This is a genomic window from Actinacidiphila sp. DG2A-62 (genome assembly GCF_035825295.1).
Lineage (GTDB): Bacteria > Actinomycetota > Actinomycetes > Streptomycetales > Streptomycetaceae > Actinacidiphila.
In genome coordinates, this window is sequence record NZ_JAYMGI010000002.1 from 8,068,700 (window position 1) to 8,091,186 (window position 22,487).

Sequence of the window (22,487 nt, forward strand, 5' to 3'; positions counted from 1 at the left end):
GGCGCGCACGGGCGGGGCGGCGCGCGCGGGCGGCGGTGCGTGGAACGCGCGGCCGGCGGTGTCCGGCCGCGGCGGGCGGCGTGGCGCGGCGGCGCGGTCGACGTGGCGGCCCGGGGGAGCGGGGGAAGGGGCGGGGAGCGGGGGAGCAGGGTCAGTCGACGACGTGGGCGGCGATCGCGCGGGCGCAGGACGCGGCGTCGGTGTGGGTGGTGTCCACCACGAGGTCGTAGGCGACGCCGCGGTGGACGGCGTCGGCCTGGGAGCGGGCCATGCCCGCGGCGCGGTCGCCGCGCGCCGCCTCGCGGGCCGCGGCCACGTCGGGGTCGCAGCGCACCCCGACCCACAGCACGTCGAGCCCGGCGAGCGCGGCACGCCAGCGGGCCTGCGAGTCCGCCCCGCCGAGGAAGACGTCGTCCACGACGACCGGTGCGCCGGCGCGGGCGATCGCCGCGATCCCGGCCGCCCACGCCGCGTCCATCCGGCGGAACTGCGCGCCGACCGCGACCTCGCCGCCCGGGCCGACCCCGATGCCCTCGCCGCCTGTCTCGCCGCCCCCCTCGCCGCCTCCCGCGCCGCCTCCCTCGTCGGCCGGGCGCAGCCGGGCCGGCAGGGCGTCGACCAGCGTGTCCACGCTGAACGCGAGCCAGGCGCGCGCCAGCACGTCCTGGAGACACCGGGCCAGCCGGGTCTTCCCCGCGCGGGAACCGCCGTTCAGGACGATCACCTCGGTGGGCATCCCGCCACGGTAGGCGCGGCGCCAGGGCGGGGCGAGCGGATATCCCCGCGCGGCGCGTGTCCCCGCCGAACGGGGTGCGGCCCGTCGCACCGCCCGGTCATGAGCAGGCCGGGGCGGGGCGGGACAGCTCGGGACAGGTCGGGACACCGGCCCCTCACGGCGAGGGCGTCGGCCGCCTCACGGCGAGGACGTCGGCCGCCTCACGGCGAACGCGCGGGCCGGGTTGGCGACCGTGACGGCGTGCGCGGCCTCCGCGCCGAGCGCTCTGACCAGGCGCGGCCACAGCACCCGGGGGAGGTAGGGCATGCCGGGGCCGCCCCCGGTGGCCGCGCGAGCGGCGGCCACCACCGTGTCGCCGCCGAGCAGCAACTGGTCGGCGTGGCCCGCGGCGGCCAGCTCCGTGAGGCAGTCCACCAGCCGCCAGTCGGTGGCGTGGTGGGCGCGCGACGGGCCGTCGAAGGCCAGGAACGCGCCGGAGGCGGCCAGTTCGCGGTGCAGGCCCGCGTCGGGGAAGCGGTTGAGGTGGCCGAGCAGCAGGGACGCGGTGGGGACGCCCAACTCGCCGTGCAGCAGGGCGAGGACGTCGGGCGCCGCGGTGCCCGCCTCGTGGTGCACACCGATCGGCGCACCGGTCGCGTGGTGCGCCTCGGCCGCCGCGGCCATCACCCGCCGGGTGTGGTCGTCCAGGCCGTGGAACATCCCCGCCACCTTGATCATGCCGGCCTTCGCGGGACCGCGCGGTCCGTCCGGGTCGTCCCCGGTGACCATGCCCTCGGTCAGCTCCGCCACGAAGAAGGCCGCGAGGCCGCGCGCGTGCAGCCGCTCCAGCAGCGCCGGGTCGTAGTGCGCCGCCTGGTGCAGGCCGGTCGCGGCGATCACGTGCACGCCGGTGGCCGCGGACACCGCCGGCAGGCGGCCGGCCGCCCGGCCCAGACCGAACGGCGTCCACTGGGCGACCGCCGCGCCGCCCGCGGCGCGGTAGGCGGCGGCCTCTGCCTCGGCCGCCGCGGGATCGTCCAGCTCCTGCCCGGCGAGGGCCGGCGCGGCGAAGAACAGGTGGTCGTGGGCGTCCGTGGCCCCGAGGTCCGCGGGGGCGACGTCACCGAGGACCGTACGGACGCGGGCCGGGCCGAGGCCGTTGCCGGCGGCGGTGTCCGCGGTCACCACTGCCGTCCCGTCGGCAGGGAGTCGAGCCCGGGGCGGGACAGGTGCAGCACCTCGTAGCGCTCGTCCCCCGGCTCCGCCGGCGCGGCGTCCTGCCACAGCGTGAAGCGCAGCAGCTCCCAGCGGCGCGGGTCCACCGCCAGCGCCGCGCTGTGCAGGCCGGGCCGCCCCGCGGCGTCGGAGAGTTCGGCCACCGCCTCATCGACGGCCCGCCCGGGTGGCTCACCGGACGGCAACCGCCATGCGCAGCGCGCCGCCTGACGCGGCGTCGTGCCGATCGCGGGTCCGCGCTCGAACGCCAGGCCCGTCCAGTGCTCCACGGCCGGGCGGCCGAAGTCCTCGGCCAGGCCGCGGAATCCGGGCCCCCAGAGGAAGGAGTTCATGCCCTCGACGGTGTTCCACAGGTAGAAGGGCGCGTAGCCGTTCACCGGGGAGCCGTCCTTGCCGCGCTCCCGGACGAGGTACGCCTTCAGGCCCAACCCCGGGAAGGCGTCGAGGAGATGGCCGCGGGTGGCGACCCGGTGCCGGACGATCCCCATGTCGTAGTCGGCGGGCAGCGTGATGCGGTAGTTCATGGCGTGCACGGGCGGATCTCCCTCGTTCTGCCCTCCAATCGGGCGTGCCGTCCAATCGGGTGCGGGTCGGGTGCGGGGGCGCGGGTCGGCGGTCCGGGGCCGGGCGGCGTCGGCCCGGCGGGCGCCATCGCGTCGGCCCGCCGGGCCCCATCGCGTCGGAGGCGGGGCGGTCTCAGGGCCGGGCGGCGGCGAGGAGGGCGACCGCGCCGCGCACCGCATCGTCGAACGGCTCGCGCGTGCCGGCGGCGCGCGCCAGCACGTAGCCGCCCTGGACCACCGCGGCGACCGCGGCGGCGGTGTGCGCCGGGTCCAGCTCGGCCCGCAGCTCGCCGGAGGCGACGCCCTCCGCGACGACGGACGCGAGCCGCGCCCGCAGCCAGGCGAAGGTCTCGGCGACCGGTTGCCGCAGCTCGTCGCTGACGACCACGTCCGGGTCCATCGCCATCCTGCCGACCCGGCACCCGCGCAACGGCTCGCGTTCGCGCTCCAGATAGCCCGCCAGCCGCGCCACGGCGCCGCCTTCCGCGTCCAGCACCGCGCCGGCCTGCGCGGTCAACTCCTCGGCGCTGCGCCGCATCGCGGCCAGCGCGAGGTCGGGCTTGCCGCGGAAGTGGTGGTACATGCTGCCCTGGCCCGCGCCGGCGCGCTCCTGGATCGCCCGGGGGCTGGTCCCGACGTACCCGCGCTCCCACAGCAGCTGCCGGGCGCTCTCGATCAGGCGTTCCGCGGTGTCCATGCGAGCAGTGTACATACTAGTAGGTACAGAAGTGCGCGGGGTGTCCCCGTGTGCGCAAGCGGCGAGGGCCCCCGCCGCTTGCCGCTTGCCGCTTGCCGCTTGCCGCTTGCCGCTTGCCGTCTGCCGCCTGCGGCGTGCTGCCCGTCGCCGCCTTCGCGCGGGGCTCAGCCGAAGCGCACGTCCGCCGCCGCGACCACCGTGCCGAAGCGCGGGAAGTCCAGCGTCACCGACGCCTCGTGCTCCGCCGCGGTGAGCGCGGACATCGCGTCCTCGGCGAAGACCAGTCCGTAGCCGAGGTCGGCGGCGGCGCGCGCGGTGGACTCCACGCCCAGGCTGGTGGCGATCCCGGCCAGCACCAGCGTGCCGACCCCGCGGCGGGTCAACTCCTCGTGCAAACCGGTGTCCTGGAACGCGCCCACGGTGTGCTTCACCACCACCGCGTCCGCCGCGTCCGCCACCTCGGCCACCAGACCGCTGCCCGGCGGCTGGTCGGCGACGCCGGGACGCTGCCCGCGCACCGCCAGCACCGGCGCGCCCGCCGCGGCGAAGACCCGGGCCAGCCCGAGCGACGCGGCGAGCACGGCCTCGCCGGAGCGCGGGGCGAGCGGGAGGGCGACCATGCGGTCCATGAGGTCGATCAGCACCAGGGCGGTACGCGAGGGGTCGAGCCCTGGGGGCGCCCCGAGGTCGTGATCATCGCGAGTCATGATCGCGACCCTACCCCCGCGGAGCGTGCCCACGCCGGTGATCCAACAGGCCGCGACACCAGGTGGGATGACGATCCGTCAGAAACCGCGGCGGCGGGTCGGGCGACCGCCCGCGGCCCGCCGCGGGCGGACCCGGCGCCCCGTCCGCGCGGCCCCGGGGCCGCGCACCGCTCACCCGGCGCCACTACTCCACTGCGGGCCGTCGCGGGCGGGTTCGCGGATTGTGCTCCCGCCGCCCTCACGGCCGATAGGCTGGACGGGGAACCGAGGTGGGAGGAGAGCGGACGTGGCCGAAAGCACTGTCGGACAGCCGTTGGCCAACGGGAAGAAGCCGCAGGTCGATCTGACCGGCGCCGAGTGGCTGTCCAGCAGCCAGGGCAGCGGCGATGTGCAGATCGCCTTCGTCGAGGGCTACATCGCGATGCGGGACGGACGGAACCCGGACGGTCCCGCCCTCATCTTCACCCCCGCCGAGTGGCGAGCCTTCGTCCTCGGCGCACGCGACGGCGAGTTCGACCTCACCTGACCGCCTCCGGCGCGGGTGCGCGGCCGAACCGCGGGCGCGCGACCGGGACTTCGGCGTGAGTGCGGGGCCCTGGGGGACGTCGGACCGACGTCCCCCAGGGCCCCGCTGACGTCCACGGCCCGCCGCGCCGCCCGCGGTTCGGCCGGTCAGGGCCAGTCGGTCAGCGTCGGGAGCCGGTCGCCGGTGAGGGGGCGCAGCGGGTGCCGGCCGGCCAGCCAGGCGGCGATGTCCGTCAGCCGGCCCCGCGCGGACAGCGGCCTGCCCTCGCCCACGGTCCAGCTCCGCCCGCCGTGGTCGGTCGCCGTGAGGGTGAGCCGGACCCCGCCGGGCACACGCGGGGCCAGATAGCCGACCAGGTAGGTACAGAACGGCTCGGACCAGTCGTCGATCGACGGGCCCAGCAGGGTGTCGGTGAGGTGGATCTCCAGCTCCCGCCACCAGCCGAGTCCCGCGTCGAGCAGGGTGCCGTCGCGGTAGCGCACCGGGCGCTCCCAGTCCTGCCCGCCGACCGCCGACCAGGACGCCTCGACCTCGTCGAGCGCCGCGGACAGCGCGGAGGCGAGCACCGGTGCGCCGCGCCGGTGGCCGGTCTCGATCGCCGCGTCGCGTCCGGGCCGGCCGCCGTCGTACACCTCGATCAGCTTGCCGCGCTGCGCGTACCTGGCCTGGCGGGCGAGCGCCAGGCCGACGCCCTCGATGTGCGTCAGCACGTGCGCGCGGGTCCAGCCGGGGAGCGCGCTCGGCGCCCGCACGGCCTGCTCGGTGAGGCCCGGCAGCAGCGCGCGCAGCCGGGAGTGGCCGGTGGCGAGCGCGGCGGAGAGCTCCGCGGGAGAGGTCGTCGTCACGGCCACAGCAGTCCCCGCTTCCAGCCGTCGCCCTCGCGGACGTAGTCGACGCGCACGTGGCGGCGCTCCCGGTCGCCCTGCCAGAACTCGACGCGCTCGGCCCGCAGCACGTAGAGCGTCCAGGACGGCGGCACCAGGCCCGGTTCGCGCGCCACCCGCTCTGCCGATGCGCGCACCGCGGCGTCGCGCTCGGCGAGGTCGCCCAGCGGGGCGCTCTGCCGGCCGAGCAGCGCCTCGGCGCGGGCGGCGGGGGAGCGGGCCAGGAAGTCCGCGGCGCTGTCGGCCTCGCCGGCCGGTTCGACCCGGCCGCGGACCCGCACCTGGCGGGCGAGCGGCGACCAGTAGAACGTCAGCGCCGCGGCCGGGTGCGCGGCGAGCTGGCGGCCCTTGCGGCCGCCGGCGTCGGAGGCGAACTCCCAGCCCTGCGGCGAGACGTTCTTCAGGATCAGCACCCGGGCGTCGGGGTCGCCCGCGGCGTCGACCGTCGACAGGGTCATCGCGTGCGGTTCGCGCACGCCGTCCCGTACGGCGGCCAGCAACCACTCGGAGAACAGCTCGTGCGGGTCGGCCGGCAGCCCGGTGGGGTCGAAGGTCGGCAGCTCGCCCGAGAACACCTCTGTTCCGCGCAGCAGTTCGCGGAGGTCGGACACGGATACCCCCTCAGAATTAATGGTGTGCGATGACGATACCATTAGCCTATGGCAGATGATCATCTGGCGCTGCAGTTCGCGGTGACCGTCCGGCACGACGGGCGCGGCGGGATCGCCGACGACCTGGCGGAGCCCGAGGGGCTCCGCCAATGGGCGCGGGCGCGCGCGGAGCTGCTCGGGCTGCCGCCCGGCGCGATCACGGTGGACGAGGGGGTGCGCGCGGCGGTGGTCGAGGTGCGTACGGCGATGCGCGCGCTGTTCGCCCGGGCGGTGCGGCCCGGGGAGCCCAGCCGCGCGGACGCCGGGCGGCTGCCCGACGCGGAGGTCGCGCTGGCGCGGCTCAACGCGGCGGCGGCGCGCACGCCGGTGGTGCCGCGGCTGGCCTGGCCGCCGGACGGCCCGCCGCGGGCCCGGCTGTCCCCGGTCGCCGCCGGTCCGGCGGCCGACGATCTCGCCGCGGCGCTCGCCCGGGCCGCGATCGACTTCCTCGCCGGCCCCGACCTCCCGCGTCTGCGGGCCTGCCACGCCCCTCGCTGCGTCCGCTACTTCGTCCAGTCCCACCCCCGCCAGCAATGGTGCAAGCCTGCCTGCGGCAACCGGGCCCGGGTGGCCCGCCACCACGCCCGCACCCACTGACCACCGCCCCCGGGGGTTACGGGTACGCCCCCGACTGCCCCGATCCGTGGTCGCGCGACCTTCCCATGGCCGTGGCCGGTCGCGCAGTCCCCGCGCCCCTGACCTGCGGCTCGCACCATTGATCGGTCCGCCGCCAGGTGCTTTGCCCGCGGCGTGAGCCACATCAGGGGCGCGGGGAACGGCGCGACCAGCCACGGCCGGAGGAAGGTCGCACGGCGACAGTCCGGGGCAGCCGGGGGCGTCGCCCTGACCCCTTCCCGGAGGGAGGGGCGCATGGGGAGCGCATGGGAGCCAACTCCGGGATCACGCGTAGCCCCGCGCCGAGCGCCATGGCAAGGTCGCGCGTGGGCCGACCGAAGGAACCCCGCGGCACCCGCCTCCTGCCAGGGGCGCCCCGCGGGGTTCCGGCCGGCCGCCTCCGCGTCACCGTGGCCGGCGGTGCGCCCGGCCGCACCTCGCCGCGGGGTTCCGGCCGGTCCCGGGCGGCGCGGCGTCGAGAAGGCCGTCGCCCGAGCCCGGACCGCAGGCCGTACCCCGTACGATGGCGGCATGTCCTTCCTCCGCCGCCGTAGCGCAGCCACCCCCACCGGGCCGGACTTCGACGTCCTCGCCATGGACCCCGGGGACTGGCCCGGTGACCTCGGAGCCGGGCTGCTGCCGGGCCCGGACGGCAGCTGCCAGGGCATCTACCTGCGCTACGACCTGTTCGGCAACCGCGGCCCCGCGATGCTGATCGGCAACCTGCCGGAGGGCTCGCCCGCCCGCGAACTGGAGGAGGGCCAGGTCCCCTTCGAGGTCGCGCAGCTCCTCGCCGCGCTCGGCAACGACGAGCCCGCCGAGGTCACCGAGTCCGAGGACACCCCGGTCATGCACGGCGACAGCCTGCTGATCGTGCGCCGGATCAAGATCTCCGAGGCCCGCGTCGCCTGCGCCCAGTTCGAGCGCAGCGACGGCGTCCAGGTCACCATCGCCACCTGGGACCGGCCGATCACCGACGACCTGTACCAGCTGCTCAAGCCGCTGCCCGCGGAGATGTTCCAGGTCGGCTGAGCCGCCGGAGCCGCCGGAGCCGCAGCTCCGGCCGGCTCGTGGCCGCGCCGGCCCGTACGAGGACGCGACGGCCCGAGGGGCGCCGCCGGATCCGCTCCGGCGACGCCCCTCGCGTCCGTTCAGCGCACACCCTCACGCGCGCGCACGCCCGCCGCCCGCGGTCAGCGCGGCGCCCCCGCCGTCGACGGCAGCAGCGTCACGTCCGCCGCGTTCACGTACTCCACCCGGTGCCCGAGCTGGATCTCGTAGTAGAGGTTCTGGCCCCGCACCACCTGGTGACCCGCGGTGTCGTACGTCACCGAGTAGTAGTACTCGCCGTGCACCGCGCCGCCGACCACGTACCGCTGCCCGGCCGGAACGGTGTACGGCATCGCGTAGATGCCCTGGACCGGCACGTCCGCGGGGTACGCCGCCGCCTCGGGGTAGGCGCGGCCGTACACCGGGGCGCTCGCCAGACCCGCCTTGGGCGTGACGACCAGGCCGGCGGAGTCCACCGCGGTCGGGTGCGCCTTCGGGTTCAGGAACCACGCCTCCTGCCCGAGGTACCATATCGCGGTCCAGTCGCCCTGTCGGTCGGCGACCGCGAACTGCTGGCCGGTCGAGGCCCGCGCGCCCATGTCGTTGACGCCCGTGGTGCTCGCGCCGGTCGCCCCGTGCAGCCCGACGTCCTTGACCAGCGGCGCGTCCAGGCTCGGCGCGGAGTACAGCCGTACCGCCTCGGAGCCGTACGCCGGGCAGGTGTCCCCGGCGGTCACGCAGCCCGTGTACAGCGGCTTGTTGGTCGCGAAGTCCGGGTCGATGGTCACCACGCCGCCGCGCGGCCCGGCCGTCGCGTGGATCGGCGCGCCCAGCAGCGCCATGTAGTGGTCCCAGTCCCAGTAGGGACCGGGGTCGGTGTGCATCCCGGATATGTACGAGGCGGTCGGGCCCGGCACGTTGTCGTGGCCCAGGATGTGCTGCCGGTTCAGCGGGATGCGGTACTTCGCCGCGAGGTACTTCACCAGCCGCGCCGACGAGCGGTACATCGCCTCGGTGTACCAGGTGCCCGGGTCGATCAGGAAGCCCTCGTGCTCGACGCCGATCGACTTGGCGTTGGTGTACCAGTTGCCCGCGTGCCAGCCCACGTCCTGCGTCCTGACGTGCTGCGCCACGTGCCCGTCGGCGGACCGCACGGTGTAGTGCCAGGCCAGGTACGTCGGGTCCTGGACCAGCTGCATCGCCGTGTCCCAGTACCCCTCGGTGTCGTGGATGACGATGGTGTCGATCTTCTCGTCGACCGGCCGGTTCGCCTTGTCGTAGTTGCCGTAGTCGCCGCCGCCGGTCTCCTGGTACGGCGCCGGGACCCACTCGCAGCCCAGGCCCGGCGGGCACTCGGTGCCCGCGTCGTTCGCCCGCGGCAGTCCGATCCTGCCGCTCTGTCCGGCGGCCGGCGCCAGCCCCGGGTCGGCCGCGAGCACCACGTGCTCCCCGCTGTCGGTGGTCCTGGCCTGGCCCTGCCTGATCACGTCGAAGACGTCGTCGGCGAAGGACGCGGCGGTGGCCCGGTCGCCCGCGCCGGAGTAGCGGGCGACGGCGGCGTACCAGTCCGCCGGGTCCGCGCTCAGCGGCTCGCCGAGCGACGTCTGCGTGTCGGCGAGCAGCGCCGCGCCGCCGCGCAGGTTCGCCGCCGGGTCCTCGCGCAGCGCCGCCGCGGACAGCCCGGTGAGCGTCGCCGCCCGGTCCAGCGTGGTCAGCCCGGCCGGCAGCGCCGCGAGGTCGGGCGCCCGTACGGTCGCGGCGGTGATCAGCGGACGCGAGGTGTCGCCGCGCCCGTCCCCGCCCTCGCCGGCGCCCGCGGCGGTGCCGTCCGCCGCGCCCTTCCCGTCGGCCGAGGCGTCCCCAAAGTCCCCGCCGCCCTCGGCCGCGGTCTGCGGGAACTGCTTCAGCGCGGCGCGCGCGTCGGTCAGGTGCATCGGGCCGTAGCCGCCGGTGACGCTCGGCAGCCCCTGGTGGGCGTCCCACCGGGACTCCATGTACGCCACGCCCAGCAGCACGCTGTCCGGCACCCCGTACTGCCGGGCCGCGGCGCCGAACGCCTGCTGCAACGATCCCGGCGCGGCCGCGGGTTGCGCCGCGTGCGCGGCGCCCGCGCCGCCGAACAGCGGGAGCAGCGCGGCGGCGGCCACGGCTGCCGTCAGGGTGCGCGGCAGCCCGTGCGCGGCGCCCGCGCGGCGGCGGGCACGGGGTTCCTCGGGTCTGCCGGACGGGGGAGCGGTTCCTTGCACAGCGGCCTCCTCCATGAGTTGCCGGTCGATCGGCACCACAGAGGTATCGGCTCGCGGATCATCCGTCAACAGCCCGTATACGACCCGGAGATGACGTTGTCTTCGCACGTCAGGGCCGGTCCGGCGAAGTTTCCGCGGGCCCCCGCGCCCACCTGGACCGCGTCAGTGGTGTGGACCACTGGGGCGGGTGGGGAGAGCCGCGGAACTCCTGCCGGAGCGGTGACACAGCCGGGCCGGAACCGCCCGCCGCGGACGCGGCGGTACGTCGCCGCCGGAACCGTACGCCGCGGACGCAGTCGTCCGCAGCGGTCGCCACTACCGGAGTCGCCCGCCGCGGCCGGAGCCGCTCGCCGGGCGCGGGTCAGCGGGTGCCGACCGCCGCGCGGACCGCCCGGCGCGCCACCCAGCAGTCGTCGTGCAGCCGCCGCAGCAGCAGCCGCTGCTCCTCGCCGGCCTCGACCGCGCCGGGCACGGCGGGCCCGGTGGCCCGCATCGAGCGCTGCACCGCGGTCTCGTACGTCCGGATCTCGCGCGTCAGCACCAGCATCAGGTTGACCAGGAAGGCGTCCCGCGCGTCCGGGCCGCCGGCCTGCGCCTGCTGGCTGATCTGCCGGCGCGAGGCCGGGTCGTCGCCGAGCACCGACCACAGCACCGCCAGGTCGTAGCCCGGCAGGTACCAGCCCGCGTGCTCCCAGTCCACCAGCGAGGGCCCGGCCGGCGACAGCAGCACGTTCGACAGCAGGGCGTCGCCGTGGCAGAACTGGCCCTGCGCGTGGGCCAGTCCGTGCAGCAGCTTGTGCAGGTCGCCGGTGTCGCGGTCGGTCAGCAGACCCAGCTCGTGGTAGCGGTGGATGCGCGCCGGATAGTCGATCGGCGCGTCGAAGGCGCCGGTGGGCGGCCGCCACGCGTTGATCCGTGAGTACGCCGAGACCGCCGCGCGCACATCGGCCCTGGTCGGGGCCTGCGCCGGGTGCCGCTGCGGGGCCACCACCCGGCCGGGCATCCGCTCGATCACCAGCACGCAGCTGTCCGGGTCCGCCGCGATCAGCCGCGGCACCCGCACCGGCGGACGGTGCCTGACGAAGGTGCGGTAGGCAGCTATCTCCTGGCGGAAACGTTCCGTCCAGGCGGGGGACTGGTCGAGCAGACACTTGGCCACCGCCGGGGCGCGCCCGGACGTGCCGATCAGCAGCGCGGTGCGGCCGCCGCGGCGGAGCAGCTGCGCGGGGGTGAATTCGGGGCAGATCCGCTGCACGGCTGCGACGGCGGTGCGAAGCTGTGCCTGCTGCGGCCCGGTCAAGTCGATCCTCCCGCTGAGCGGATGGGAGGGGGCCGCCGCCGGACCGCGCCGGACGACGCCCGCCGCCCGGCGGGGCGGCTGCCGCAACCCCGGTTCCACGACGGAGGGGAAGGCGGTACGGGCTGGTGCGGACACGGAGGACGATGCCGGATACATGGAGGAAGCAGATCCCTTCGTGTGCCTGCGGGCTGAGGGCGCGCCCGCCCCGCCCGTCCTCCGCACCCTGGGGAATGCGGCGCACAGGCGGGGTGGCGCGTTCCTACCTGACACCCGCGGACGGGTGGCAGACCATCTGGCGGACCCTGGCGAACCCTGGCGAATAGTCGCGGGGCGAATGTCGGCGGGAATAGTCTCGGCGTGCCGAGGAACCTGGGGGCTTGACGTGGGCAACGAAGCCAACACCCGACTCGCGGACCTGTTCGGCCTCACCGGCTGGTCCAAGGGCGAACTCGCACGGCTGGTCAACAAGCAGGCGGCGGCCATGGGCCACCCGCAGCTGGCGACCGACACCTCGCGGGTGCGCCGCTGGATCGACACCGGCGAGTCGCCGCGCGAACCCGTGCCGCAGGTGCTGGCAGCGCTGTTCACCGAGCGCCTCGGACGTGTCGTGACCATCGAGGATCTCGGGTTCGACCGGCGCCGGCAGACAGCGAAGAAGCGGGCCGACGACGGCCCGCCGTGGCCACCGGAGCGAACCGCCGCGGTCCTCACCGAATTCACGGGAATGGACCTCATGTTCAACCGACGCGGTCTGGTGGGCGCGGGCGCCGCGCTCGCCTCCGGCACCGTACTCAGCACGGCCATGTACGAATGGCTGCACACCGACCCGGCCCTGGCGGCCGACGGACCGGTACTCGACGACCCCCTGCACGCGTCCGCCGACGCGGCCTCCTTCGACCGCTACGAGGCCGCCCCGGTCGGCCTCCAGGAGATCGAGGCACTGGAGCGCTCCGTGGAGGTCTTCCGCGCCTGGGACGCCTCACGCGGCGGCGGCCTGCAGCGCAAGGCCGTGGTGGGCCAGCTCAACGAGGTGGGCGGGATGCTCTCCTACCGCCATCCGCCGCAGCTGCAACGGCGGTTGTGGGGCGTCGCCGCCAACCTCGCGGTGCTCGCCGGGTGGATGTCCCACGACGTGGGCCTGGAACCCACCGCCCAGAAGTACTTCGTCATCGCCACGCACGCCGCGCGCGAGGGCGGCGACCGGCCGCGGGCCGGCGAGGCGCTGTCCCGCGCCGCCCGCCAGATGGTCCATCTGGGCCGCCCCGACGAGGCGTTGGACCTGATGAAGCTCGCCAGGTCGGGCGCGGGCGAGACCGCGCTGCCGCGCACCCGCGCCATGCTGCACACCATCGAGGCATGGGCGCAGGCGTCCCTGGGACGCGGCCAGGACATGCGCAGAACCCTCGGCGAGGCCGAGGAGCTGTTCGTGTCGGCCGGCGACGACACCCCCGCGCCGAGCTGGATGCAGCACTTCGACGAGGCCGACCTGCACGGCATGCAGGCGCTGGCGTACCGCACCCTGGCCGAGCACGAGCCGTCGGCGGCAGCCCAGGCGCAGATCCACGCCCGGCAGGCGATCGAACTGCGCAGCAGCGGCCACGAGCGGTCGATGATCCTGGACTACCTCTCGCTCGCCTCGGCCTGCTTCATCGCCGGCGATCCCGAACAGGCCGACACCTACGCCAGGATGGCGCTGCTCAGCATGGGGTCGACCTCCTCGCACCGGACCTGGGACCGGCTGCGCGAGATGTACCGGCTCACCGGCCGCTACGCCGACCAGCGCCACATCTCCGACCTGCGCCGGGAGATCGAGACGGCGATGCCGCAGCAGAAGAAGGGCAGGGCGGCGAAAACCGGCGGCAGCCGCACCACCCCGGTGTGACCGGCCCGCCGCGCCCGCGCCACCGGACCGCTCCGCCGCACCCGCGCCCCTCGCGCCCGGGGCTCCCGGCGCGCGGACCGCTGACGTACCCCGACCCGACGCCGAACGGGCCGGAGACGGTCAGGCCGCAGACGGTCGGGTGCGAGGCGACCACGGCGGACAGGACCGGGCGGGAGACCGTCCGGACACCCTGACCGCGGGGCGCGGGGCCACCCGCCAGGGGAGAGCGTCCGGAGCCGCTCCGGACGCGCGCCTCAGCCGATCTTGGCTATCAGTATGCAGGCGTCGTCCTCGCGGTCCGGCACGCCGAACTCCTCGGCGACCATCCGCATGCAGTCCTGCGCGGTGCCCGCCTCCGCGAACCGGGGCGCCATCGCCAGCAGCCGCTGCTCGCCCCCCTCGGGCCGGCGGCGTCGCCGGTGCGGCGGGGCACCAGGCCGTCGGTGTGCAGCACCAGCAGGTCGCCGGCGGCCAGCTCCACCCGGGCCTGGCCGTACTGCGCCCCGGAGGTCGCGCCGAGCAGGACGCCCTCCGGGCGGTCCAGGACGGACCCCGTCCCCTCGCGGAACAGCAGGGGGGCGGGGTGCGCGGCCTGCGACCACTGCAGCACCCGCGAGCGCGGGTCGTAACGGCAGCACAGCGCGCTGCCCAGCGCGGGCTGCGGCGAGGTGTCCAGCAGTTCGTTGAGCCAGCCCATCAGCGGCGCGGGCTGAAGGCCGGCCACCGCCATGCCGCGCAGCGCGCCCAGCAGCATCGCCATGCCCGAGGTGGCGGCCACGCCGTGGCCGGTCAGGTCGCCGACGGTCAGTAAGGAGCAGCCGTCGGGCAGCTGCATCGCGTCGTACCAGTCGCCGCCGATCAGCGCGCTGGTGGCCGACGGCAGGTAGTGCGCGGCCAGGTCCATCGTCACCGGGCCACCGCCGTCCTGCGGGAACCGCATGGCGCCGCGCCACGGGGGGAGCACGGCCTCCTGCAGCTCGACCGCCATCCGGCGCTCGGTCTGCGCGATCCGCTGCTGGCGCTCCAGGGAGTCACGGGTCTCGCGCAGGGTCCGCTGGCTGCGGCGCAGATCGCTGACGTCGCGGATCACCGCCCACATCGAGACGGTCCCGCCCTCGGGGCCGAGCACCGGCTCGCCCACCATGTGCACCGTGCGGACCGTGCCGTCCGCCCGCACGATGCGGAACTCGCCGTCGATCGGCCGCCCGTCGACCAGACAGCCGGTCACCATCGCGGTCAGCAGCTGCTGGTCCTCGGAGAACAGCCACGAGGGCAGCTCGTCCAGCGTCAGCGGGCCGTCCTCGGGGGAGCGACCGAAGATGCGGTACAGCTCCTGCGACCACTGGACCTCGTCGGTGAGCAGGTCCCACTCGGCGCTGCCGGCCCGGCCCAGCGCGCCGACCGCGGCGGCGTCCGGCCGGCCGCCGCGCGCCGCCGGCTCCGGCGGCAGCTCGTCGGCCGCCGGGTCCGCGTCGAAGCCCTCCCGCAACTGGCCCAGGTGGGTGCCCAGGTCGTCGAGCTGGTGGACGGCGAGGTCGCACAGCGCGCGCTGCCAGCGCTGCTGGGGGTCGTCGGCGGGGGCGTCGACGTCGCCGAGGACGGCGTCGACCCGCGTCCTGAGCTGACGCGCCTGGGAGATCAGCGCGTCCACGGCACCGGCGTCCGGTGACTGAGCTGCGGGGTGACCCGCGTGCGTGGGGGACGGCATGACGCACTCCGAACAGGTCTGCTGGCAGGCACGCAGGAGCGGCCGCGGCGGACGGGAAGGACCGGTAACGACTGTTGCACAGCCAGCGACGGCCCGTAAGGCATTCTGCGATACTCGATCCGGTGGTGCTTCCGGCATATGCCTGCCGAAAGCCGGAAACTCCTGCCGGGCGCCGCCCCGCTCGGCGCGCCGCGCCCGCCACCTGCCCGATCGTATGTGCGGACGGCGTCGCGCGGCCCCGCCGGGCGCGGCCCGGACGGTAAGCGGTTGCCGCCGCCGGTTGTGGGGACCCGCCAACGGCCGGCGACCCCGGACGGGGGTGCGAGAGGGCCGCCGTACCGGCCCGGAAGCGACATCCCGCCCATGAGTCGGTAGGCTTCCGCCGCCCGTCCCCACGGAATCCGCCCGCTCCCGCCAGGCATGAATTGTCCGGCGGTCGGTAAGGATGCCGGGCACCGGCAGCGGAAATCCCGTTGCCATGGAATCCCCCGCACCGGATGCTGACCTCATGTTCGACCCAGACATAGCGCCCAGCGGCACCCTTCTCGGCCTCCTCCAGCGGGGGCGCGGGGACGGGCCCCTGCACGCCCTGGCGGCGCCGAGGGCCGAGGCCCTCGCCGCCCTGGAGCAGTGCGTGCTGCGCGACCCCCGCCTGGACTGGCGGGTGGAGTCGCGCTCGCTGTATTACGCACGCCTCTACTCCGACCTGGAGGGCCCGCTCGACGGGATCGAACAGCACCTGTTCCATCCGGACGACCTCGTGTCGCCCGACGAGCACCGCTGCGGCCTCGCCCTGTCCGTGCTCGGCCACCTGGCCGGCTACGGCCGCCGGGACGCGCTGCGGCTGCTGCGCCGCTACGCCGCGGCCGGCGGCTGCTGGGAGTGGGCCCTGGACGAACTCGCGGTGCGTGACGACGAGGCCGGACTGCGCGCCCTCGGCCCCGCGGTCGTCGCCCGCTTCCCGGCCACCGAGGAAGGCGAGGCCGACCTCGCCCGCGCGGTCCGCGAGGCGTACGAGCCCCGGCCCTGGCAGCTGTGGGCCGAGGACGGCGCGCACCCGGCCACCGCCGAACGCGTCCGCAGAGCCGCGGAACGCGTCTCCTTCGACCGCTGGCAACGGCAGCTGCGCTCCGGCGGCCCCACCCCCGGCTGGAGCGTGGCCGCGGTGCTGGAATGGGCCCAGGACGGACTGGCCGCCCACCCCGGCGTCGAGCGCGACCAGCCCGCCGCCCGCTGCCTGGGCGCCGTCGCGGGCCCCGAGGACCGGCCGGCGCTGCTGCGGGCCGCGCTGCACGGCCCGTCCGCGGCCCGCGCCGCCGCGCTGCGGCACCTGACGGACCGCCGCGACCCCGCGCGCTTCGACCTCATCGAGGCCGCGGCCGGCGACGGCGACGAACGCGTGCTGCGCGCCGCCGTCGAGTCCTTCGAACGCCTCCGCGACGCCGAGGCGCTGGAACGCGCCCGGATCTGGGCGGACCGCGCCGACGCCCGGTCCGTGGCGGCCGACCGGACGCCGCCCTCCGCCGACCCCCTCGGACCGGTCGACGCCCCCGGCGGGCTCGATCCGCTGGGCTCCGCCGCCGCCCGCGTCCTGGCCCGGCACGGCGGCCCCGAGGACGCCGGCCGCGTGCTGAGCGCGCTGCGCCGCACCGTGCGGATCGGCGGCGCCGACGCGGACGGGCTCGACGCGCTGATCGAGGGCGTCGGCCGGCTCGCGTCCGGCGCGGGCGGCTTCGGTGAGCCGTGCGAGGGGCCGTCCGGCGCGGACCCGCGCGAGGAGGCGTCCCGCGCGGACGCGGGCGACCGGGCGCCGGGGGCCGACGCCCGCGCGGGCCGCCCGGGCCGCGGCGACCACGACGGACGCGCCACCGCGTGCCGCGCAGCGCCCGTCCTGCGCCACGTCTACCGCGAGACCTCCTCCTCCCACCTGCGCGGCACCGCCGCCCACGCGCTCGCCGAGGCCGACCCCGGCTTTGCCGCGGGCTTCGCCGTCGAATGCCTGTGGGACTGCGAGGAGTCCACCCGGGAACTCGCCGCACGCCGTGCCGCCTCCGGCGACGTGAGGGTGCTGGCCCAGCTGCGCAGGCTGGCCGCCGACCCGGCCGAGGAGGCCGAGGTCCAGACCGCGGTCCGCGGCCGTCTCAGCGCGGGCGGCGCCGCGCGCTGACCCGGGCCGTCCCCGCCCTGTCGACGCGTCCCCGTGTCGACGTGTCGACGTGTCGACGACCCGGGCTGACCCCGGCCGACGCGGGCCGGGCCCCCGGCCGACCCGGGTCGGCCCCCGGCGGACCCGGTCGATCCGGGCGGACCCGGCCGATCCCGGCCGCCGCGGCCGGCCGGCTCGCACGCATGGCGTCGTCCGGGTCGGCCCGCACGCATGGCGTCGTCCGGGTCGGCTCGCATGCGTGGCGCGGCGCGACCACCGGCGTGACCCGGGGCCCCGGCGCGGCCCCGGACACCGGGTGCGCGCCGGCGCCGCGGGCACGGCGGACAGGGGCGCGCGCACGGGAACGCAAAGCTCAAGTTGCGTTTCGCCGCGGGAAAGATCCACGTGACCCTGACAACTCCCGGGGCGGCGACAACCACCGTATGAGAGTCGCCATCGTCACCGAGTCCTTCCCGCCCGACGTCAACGGCGTGGCGCACTGCACGCTGCGCACCGCGGAGCACCTGGCACGGCGCGGCCACGAACCCCTGGTCATCGCCCCCGCGGGACCCGCCGCCCCCGAGCCGGGCAGCGACCCGTGTCCGGTGATCCGCGTCCCCTCCCTCCCGCTGCCCGGCTACCCCCAGGTGCGCGTCGCCCTGCCCGGCCGCCGCACCGCCGCCGCCATCGCCGCGCACCGCGCCGACCTGGTCCACCTGGCCAGCCCCTTCGTGCTGGGCGCCCGGGGCCTGGCCGCCGCGACCCGGCTGCGCATCCCCGCCGTCGCCGTCTACCAGACCGACCTGGCCGGCTACGCCAGGACGTACCTCAACGCCGGAGAGGCCGCCGCCTGGCGCCGCATCCGCGCCGTGCACTGCGCCGCGGCCCGCACCCTCGCGCCGTCCACCGCCTCGGTCGGCGCGCTCACCCGGCAGGGCGTGCCGCGGGTCCACCTGTGGCCGCGCGGCGTCGACTCGGCGCGCTTCCACCCCGGGCACCGCGACGGCGCACTGCGCCGCGAACTGGCCCCGCGCGGCGAGCTGATCGTCGGCTACGTCGGCCGGCTCGCGGCCGAGAAACAGGTCGAGCTCCTCGCCGACACCTGCGCGCTGCCCGGCGTCCGCGTCGTCGTGGTCGGCGACGGCCCCAGCGCCCCCGCGCTGCGCTCCGCGCTGCCCGGCGCGGTGTTCCTCGGCCGCAGGACCGGCCACGACCTGGCCAGGATCTACGCCTCGCTCGACGTGTTCTGCCACACCGGACCGTTCGAGACCTTCTGCCAGACCGTCCAGGAGGCGATGGCCAGCGGCCTGCCGGTGGTCGCGCCCGCCGTCGGCGGCCCGCTCGACCTGGTGGAGCACGGCCGCACCGGCCTGCTGGTGCCGCCCGGCGACCCGCTGGCCGTCCGCACCGCCGTGGGCCTGCTGCAGGCCGACCCCGCGCTGCGGCTGCGCTACGGCACGCAGGCGCGCGCCGCCGTCGCCCACCGCACCTGGGAGGCCGTCGGCGACCGGCTGCTCGACCACTACGCCCAGGTGCTCGGCGAGCGCGAGGCGGCGGCGGCATGAACGCCCGTCGAGTCAGCGGCGGTTCGCTGCCCGGCCGTGCGGACCGCGCCCGCGCGGGGCTGCGCATCGTGCGGGTCGCGAACTTCGTCACGCCCGTCTCGGGCGGCCTGCGCACCGCGCTGCGGCACCTCGGCGAGGGGTACGCGGCGGCCGGGCACGAACCCGTGCTCGTCGTCCCCGGACCCGGCCGCGGCGACGAACTCACCTCGCAGGGACGGGTGATCACCCTGCCGGGACCCGAACTCCCCGGCACCGGCGGCTACCGCGTGCTGGCCCGCCGCGGCCCGGTCGAGGCGCTGCTGACCGCCCTCGCCCCGGACCGCCTCGAAGTCTCCGACCGGACCACCCTGCGCTGGACGGGCGCGTGGGCCCGGCGCCACCGGGTGCCCGCGGTGATGGTCTCCCACGAGAGCGCCGACGGCGTGCTCGGCGCGTGGGGCCTGCCGGGACCGGCCGCCCGGCGCGCCGCCGACGCGCTCAACCGCCGCACCGCGCACGCCTACACGAAGGTCGTGTGCACCACCGCGTGGGCCGCCGCCGAGTTCGAGCGGATCGGCGCGCGCAACGTGGTGCGCGCCCCGCTCGGCGTCGACCTCGACGGCTGGCGGCCGGAACTGCGCGACCCCGCCGTCCGCCGCCGGTACGCAGGCGACGCCGGCGTGCTGCTCGTGCTGTGCTCGCGCCTGTCGCCGGAGAAGCGGCCGGGCACCGCGCTCGACGTGCTGGCCCGGCTGCGGCACGACGGCGTCGACGCGGCGCTCGTCGTGGCCGGCGAGGGGCCGCTGCGGGCCCGGCTGACCGCACGGGCGGGGGCCGAACGCCTGCCGGTGACCTTCCTCGGCCACGTCGGCTCCCGCCCCGACCTGGCCGCGCTGCTCGCCAGCGCCGACGTGGCGCTGGCGCCGGGGCCCGTCGAGACGTTCGGGCTGGCCGCGCTCGAAGCGCTCGCCAGCGGCACCCCCGCGGTGGTCAGCGCGCGGTCCGCGCTGCCCGCGCTGGTCGGCGACGCCGGCGCGGCGGCCGACTCCACCGCCGAGTACGCCGGCGCGGTCCACCGCCTGCTCGCCCTGCCCGAGCCCCGCCGCCGTGCCGCGGCCCGCGCCCGCGCCGAGCGCTACACCTGGCCCGCGGCCGTCGACGCCTTCCTCGCCGCGCACGCCGCGACCCCCCTCTCCGCACCCGCTCCGGCCGCGCCATGACCACGCCGCGTCAGGACCACCGCCCGCCCGCGGGCGCCCCCGCACCCCCGCACCGCAGCGCCGACCGGCCGGCACCGGTCCGCACGTACCGCGCCCGTACGGGACATGACGCCGCATCGGCCGCACGCACGACGGCTTCGGCGGACGCCGGCGCCGACGGTGATGCGGGCGGATCGGCGGCCACCGGGCCTGTGGTGGACGCGCCGACCGGTGCCGACGTGGTCGCGGTCGCGTGCGTGGCGGACTCCGCGGACCGTTCGGCTCCCTCCGGACCTGTCGCCGCCGCGCCGGCCGGAGTCGACGCCGCGGCGCCCGCCGCGGGAGGTCCCGCACGTGGGCGGCGCGATGGCGGCGCCGGCCGGTCGGTCGCTTCCGCGCGTACGGCGTCGGCGGGGGCCGGTGTCGGCGTGGGGTCGACTGCGCGGGGGGCGGGCGGCGCCGTGGGCGGCACGGGCGGATCGGGCGCTCTCGGGTCCGCGGTGGTCGCGCTGGCCGGAGGTGGCGCCGCGGCGCCCGCCGGCAGGGGTTTCCCGCGTGGCGGCTGCCTGGCGGGGGCCGGGGGAGGGGCCGGGCCGGCGGGGCTGCGGTTCGCCGTGCTCGGGGACTCGCTCAGCGAGGGCGTGGGCGATCCGCTGCCCGGCGGGGGATGGCGGGGCTGGGCCGCGCTGCTCGGGGAGTCGCTGGGCGCGGACGTGCGCGTGCTCAACGTGGCGCGGAGCGGGGCGCGTTCGGCCGACGTCGCCGGGCCCCAGCTCCAGGCCGCGCTGCGGCACCGGCCGCACCTCGCCTCGGTCGTGGCCGGCGGCAACGACACGCTGCGCGGTGCCTTCGACATCGCCGAGGTCGCCGCCGACCTGCACGCGGCGCTGGGCGCGTTGCGGGCCGCGGGGGCCGAGGTCCTCACCGCGTGCCTGCCCGACGCCGGCAGCGTGCTCGGCCTGCCCCGGCCGCTGGCCCGCCCGCTCGCCCGCCGGATGCGCGCGGTCAACCACGTGGTGCACGCCCTGTCCGCGCACCACGGCGCGATCCACGTGCACGCCGTCGACCACGCGTGGGGCGAGCGCCCGGAGATGCTCGGTGCGGACCGGCTGCACCCCAACGAGGCCGGACACCGGCTGCTGGCCGGGGAGTTCCACCGCGCGCTCGCCGCGGCCGGCCTGGCCACCGGCGCCGGGCCGCGCCCGGAACCCGACGGACGACCGCCCGGCCGCGCCGCGGCGGCCTGGTGGCTCGCCACCCGCGGCACCCGCTGGGTCGCAGAACGCTGCACCGACCTGCTGCCGGACCTGCTGCGGCTGGCCCTCGCGGAGCGCTGCGGCGACCCCGCCCGGCTGGACGAGGCCGCGAACCGGGCCACGCGGGACGCCCTGCGCGCGCTCGGCGTGGCCGTGGACGCCGGAGGCGGACCCCCGGCGGATCAGCCCCCGCGGGGCGCGCGCAGCACGACGAAGCGCAGCGGCGTGCCCGGCGGCGCCTGGGCCGCGGCGGACAGGGAGGAGGCCGGAACCACGCCGATCACCGGGTAGCCGCCGGTCGTCGGATGGTCGGCCAGGAAGATCACCGGACGGCCGTCCGGCGGCACCTGCACCCCGCCCGACACCATGCCCTCGCTGGGCAGTTCGCCGTCGCGGGCGCGCTCCAGCGGGGGACCGAGCGTGCGCAGGCCGATGCGGTTGGACTGCGGCGAGACGGTCCACGTGCCGGTACGCAGCAGCGCGAGCGCGCCGGGGGTGAACCAGTCGTCGCGCGGGCCCGGCACGATCGGCAGCGCCAACGCCGCGCCGGACCCCGCGCCCGGGAGCGGCGGGTACGGCTGCGCGTCCACGGCCGCGGGCGGCCCCTCGGGATCGCCGAGCGGCAGGCGAGCGCCGTCGGCCAACGGTGGTGGTCCGAGCCCCGAGAGCAGGTCCGTGGACCTGCTGCCCAGCACCGGGTCGACGGCGATGCCGCCGCCCACCGCGAGGTAACTGCGCACGCCGTACGTGGCCGCCCCGACCTCCAGCAGCGCGCCGCGCGGCACCCGCACGGGCGCGCCCCATGCCGCGGGCCGGCCGCCGACCCGTACCGCGCACGCCGCGCCCGTGACGGCGACGACCGCGGGTCGCGTGAAGCGCACGGCGCACCCGAGGACCGTCGTCTCCAGCCCGGCGGCGCGCGGGCCGTTCCCCACCAGCCGGTTCCCCAGCCCCCAGGCCGCCGCGTCCAACGCCCCCGCCCGCGGCACCCCCACGTGAGCGAACCCCACCCGCCCCCCGTCCTGCACGGTCGTCATCCCACCTCGCACCACGACCACCTCCCCCCTCACCACCGCCACCCCTCCACCGCCGCGCAGTCGCCCGGACAGGCGCAGTCAGACAGGGGCGCGGGGAACTGCGCGCCCAGCCCCCGCGCAACGGGTGTCGCCCCACCGGCGGATCGGGGCAGCCCGGAGTCGCCGCCCACCGGGGGAAGGTCGGCGGGGTGCGTGCAGTCAGACAGGGGCGCGGGGAACTGCGCGCCCAGCCCCCGCGCAACGGGTGTCGCCCCACCGGCGGATCGGGGCAGCCCGGAGTCGCCGCCCACCGGGGGAAGATTGGCCGGGTACGTGCAGCCAAGCAGGGGCGCGGGGAACTGCGCGCCCAGCCACCGCGCAAGGGGAGTTGCACCACCGGCCAACGAGGGCAGCCCGGAGTCGCCGCCCACCGGGGGAAGATTGGCCGGGTACGTGCAGCCAAGCAGGGGCGCGGGGAACTGCGCGCCCAGCCACCGGGCAAGGGGTGTCGCCCCACCGGCGGATCGGGGCAGCCCGGAGCGTCGGG

The 22,487-nt window shown here is 77.1% G+C and carries 18 protein-coding genes and 1 pseudogene; 8 read left to right on the forward strand and 11 right to left on the reverse strand.

From position 1 onward, the window contains the following. Positions 1-151 precede the first annotated feature (151 nt). The 5 genes from VSR01_RS35480 to VSR01_RS35500 all read right to left on the reverse strand — a co-directional run bounded on the left by VSR01_RS35480 (position 152) and on the right by VSR01_RS35500 (position 3,918). On the reverse strand, positions 152-736 hold the full coding sequence (locus tag VSR01_RS35480) for a chloramphenicol phosphotransferase CPT family protein (protein ID WP_326453076.1): 585 nt from the start codon (positions 734-736) through the stop codon (positions 152-154). A gap of 177 nt (positions 737-913) precedes the next feature. Then, positions 914-1,903 carry a phosphotriesterase gene (locus tag VSR01_RS35485; protein WP_326453077.1) on the reverse strand — a complete coding sequence of 330 codons (990 nt, stop codon included), beginning with the start codon at positions 1,901-1,903 and terminating at the stop codon, positions 914-916. Next, complete coding sequence (locus VSR01_RS35490) at positions 1,897-2,484, reverse strand: DUF4865 family protein (protein ID WP_326453078.1); 588 nt, start codon at positions 2,482-2,484, stop codon at positions 1,897-1,899. Before VSR01_RS35490 ends, VSR01_RS35485 begins: the two co-directional genes overlap by 7 nt. A 163-nt stretch (positions 2,485-2,647) precedes the next feature. Beyond that, complete coding sequence (locus VSR01_RS35495; protein ID WP_326453079.1) at positions 2,648-3,211, reverse strand: TetR/AcrR family transcriptional regulator; 564 nt, start codon at positions 3,209-3,211, stop codon at positions 2,648-2,650. A gap of 164 nt (positions 3,212-3,375) precedes the next feature. After that, positions 3,376-3,918, reverse strand: a complete 543-nt coding sequence (locus tag VSR01_RS35500; RefSeq protein ID WP_326453080.1) for an isochorismatase family protein — start codon at positions 3,916-3,918, stop codon at positions 3,376-3,378. Between the two features lie 286 nt (positions 3,919-4,204). On the opposite strand from VSR01_RS35500, the gene VSR01_RS35505 reads away from it, so the two are divergent. Beyond that, positions 4,205-4,444 (forward strand): DUF397 domain-containing protein, encoded by a 240-nt coding sequence (locus tag VSR01_RS35505; protein ID WP_326453081.1) that lies wholly within the window; start codon positions 4,205-4,207, stop codon positions 4,442-4,444. A 146-nt stretch (positions 4,445-4,590) separates the two neighbouring features. Here VSR01_RS35505 and VSR01_RS35510 read toward each other — a convergent pair whose 3' ends face one another. Next, positions 4,591-5,289, reverse strand: coding sequence for a maleylpyruvate isomerase family mycothiol-dependent enzyme (locus tag VSR01_RS35510; protein WP_326453082.1), 699 nt, complete (start codon positions 5,287-5,289; stop codon positions 4,591-4,593). Next, entirely contained in the window at positions 5,286-5,939 is a 654-nt protein-coding gene (locus VSR01_RS35515; RefSeq protein ID WP_326453083.1) for a pyridoxine/pyridoxamine 5'-phosphate oxidase, read from the reverse strand. Before VSR01_RS35515 ends, VSR01_RS35510 begins: the two co-directional genes overlap by 4 nt. Before the next feature lie 48 nt (positions 5,940-5,987). Here VSR01_RS35515 and VSR01_RS35520 point away from each other — a divergent pair, with 48 nt between their 5' ends. Both VSR01_RS35520 and VSR01_RS35525 read left to right on the forward strand, forming a co-directional pair. Continuing rightward, positions 5,988-6,575 carry a CGNR zinc finger domain-containing protein gene (locus VSR01_RS35520; RefSeq protein WP_326453084.1) on the forward strand — a complete coding sequence of 196 codons (588 nt, stop codon included), beginning with the start codon at positions 5,988-5,990 and terminating at the stop codon, positions 6,573-6,575. A gap of 549 nt (positions 6,576-7,124) precedes the next feature. Continuing rightward, the gene (locus VSR01_RS35525; protein WP_326453085.1) at positions 7,125-7,625 is read left to right on the forward strand and encodes a hypothetical protein; all 501 of its coding nucleotides are present in this window, start codon (positions 7,125-7,127) and stop codon (positions 7,623-7,625) included. Positions 7,626-7,786: 161 nt separating this feature from the next. Here the strand turns inward: VSR01_RS35525 and VSR01_RS35530 are convergent, their stop codons facing one another. Then, a complete protein-coding gene (locus tag VSR01_RS35530) occupies positions 7,787-9,889 on the reverse strand; it encodes an N-acetylmuramoyl-L-alanine amidase (protein ID WP_326453086.1) in 2,103 nt (700 codons plus the stop codon). A 361-nt stretch (positions 9,890-10,250) separates the two neighbouring features. Next, complete coding sequence (locus tag VSR01_RS35535) at positions 10,251-11,345, reverse strand: aminoglycoside phosphotransferase family protein (protein ID WP_326453087.1); 1,095 nt, start codon at positions 11,343-11,345, stop codon at positions 10,251-10,253. 226 nt (positions 11,346-11,571) lie between these two features. Here VSR01_RS35535 and VSR01_RS35540 point away from each other — a divergent pair, with 226 nt between their 5' ends. After that, the gene (locus VSR01_RS35540) at positions 11,572-13,071 is read left to right on the forward strand and encodes a DNA-binding protein NsdB (protein ID WP_326453088.1); all 1,500 of its coding nucleotides are present in this window, start codon (positions 11,572-11,574) and stop codon (positions 13,069-13,071) included. 254 nt (positions 13,072-13,325) lie between these two features. Here the strand turns inward: VSR01_RS35540 and VSR01_RS35545 are convergent. Then, positions 13,326-14,779: pseudogene (locus VSR01_RS35545) on the reverse strand (PP2C family protein-serine/threonine phosphatase). A gap of 508 nt (positions 14,780-15,287) precedes the next feature. Between VSR01_RS35545 and VSR01_RS35550 the strand changes: the two are divergent. The 4 genes from VSR01_RS35550 to VSR01_RS35565 all read left to right on the forward strand — a co-directional run bounded on the left by VSR01_RS35550 (position 15,288) and on the right by VSR01_RS35565 (position 21,215). Then, positions 15,288-16,946 carry a HEAT repeat domain-containing protein gene (locus VSR01_RS35550; RefSeq protein WP_326453089.1) on the forward strand — a complete coding sequence of 553 codons (1,659 nt, stop codon included), beginning with the start codon at positions 15,288-15,290 and terminating at the stop codon, positions 16,944-16,946. 422 nt (positions 16,947-17,368) lie between these two features. Next, a complete protein-coding gene (locus VSR01_RS35555; RefSeq protein WP_326453090.1) occupies positions 17,369-18,490 on the forward strand; it encodes a glycosyltransferase family 4 protein in 1,122 nt (373 codons plus the stop codon). Continuing rightward, on the forward strand, positions 18,487-19,689 hold the full coding sequence (locus VSR01_RS35560; RefSeq protein WP_326453091.1) for a glycosyltransferase: 1,203 nt from the start codon (positions 18,487-18,489) through the stop codon (positions 19,687-19,689). Before VSR01_RS35555 ends, VSR01_RS35560 begins: the two co-directional genes overlap by 4 nt. Before the next feature lie 593 nt (positions 19,690-20,282). Continuing rightward, positions 20,283-21,215 (forward strand): SGNH/GDSL hydrolase family protein, encoded by a 933-nt coding sequence (locus VSR01_RS35565; protein WP_326453092.1) that lies wholly within the window; start codon positions 20,283-20,285, stop codon positions 21,213-21,215. On the opposite strand, the gene VSR01_RS35570 is transcribed toward VSR01_RS35565, so the two are convergent. Next, the gene (locus VSR01_RS35570) at positions 21,107-21,961 is read right to left on the reverse strand and encodes a biotin-dependent carboxyltransferase family protein (protein ID WP_326453093.1); all 855 of its coding nucleotides are present in this window, start codon (positions 21,959-21,961) and stop codon (positions 21,107-21,109) included. The genes VSR01_RS35565 and VSR01_RS35570 overlap by 109 nt on opposite strands. Positions 21,962-22,487 lie beyond the last annotated feature (526 nt).

Excerpts from the sequence above, each read along its gene's own strand:
- VSR01_RS35555 (WP_326453090.1), top strand. The coding sequence starts at position 17,369 with ATGAGAGTCGCCATCGTCACCGAGTCCTTCCCGCCCGACGTCAACGGC.
- VSR01_RS35535 (WP_326453087.1), bottom strand. The coding sequence starts at position 11,345 with ATGTATCCGGCATCGTCCTCCGTGTCCGCACCAGCCCGTACCGCCTTC.
- VSR01_RS35550 (WP_326453089.1), top strand. The coding sequence starts at position 15,288 with ATGTTCGACCCAGACATAGCGCCCAGCGGCACCCTTCTCGGCCTCCTC.
- VSR01_RS35500 (WP_326453080.1), bottom strand. The coding sequence starts at position 3,918 with ATGACTCGCGATGATCACGACCTCGGGGCGCCCCCAGGGCTCGACCCC.
- VSR01_RS35520 (WP_326453084.1), top strand. The coding sequence starts at position 5,988 with ATGGCAGATGATCATCTGGCGCTGCAGTTCGCGGTGACCGTCCGGCAC.
- VSR01_RS35495 (WP_326453079.1), bottom strand. The coding sequence starts at position 3,211 with ATGGACACCGCGGAACGCCTGATCGAGAGCGCCCGGCAGCTGCTGTGG.
- VSR01_RS35525 (WP_326453085.1), top strand. The coding sequence starts at position 7,125 with ATGTCCTTCCTCCGCCGCCGTAGCGCAGCCACCCCCACCGGGCCGGAC.
- VSR01_RS35570 (WP_326453093.1), bottom strand. The coding sequence starts at position 21,961 with ATGACGACCGTGCAGGACGGGGGGCGGGTGGGGTTCGCTCACGTGGGG.
- VSR01_RS35480 (WP_326453076.1), bottom strand. The coding sequence starts at position 736 with ATGCCCACCGAGGTGATCGTCCTGAACGGCGGTTCCCGCGCGGGGAAG.
- VSR01_RS35560 (WP_326453091.1), top strand. The coding sequence starts at position 18,487 with ATGAACGCCCGTCGAGTCAGCGGCGGTTCGCTGCCCGGCCGTGCGGAC.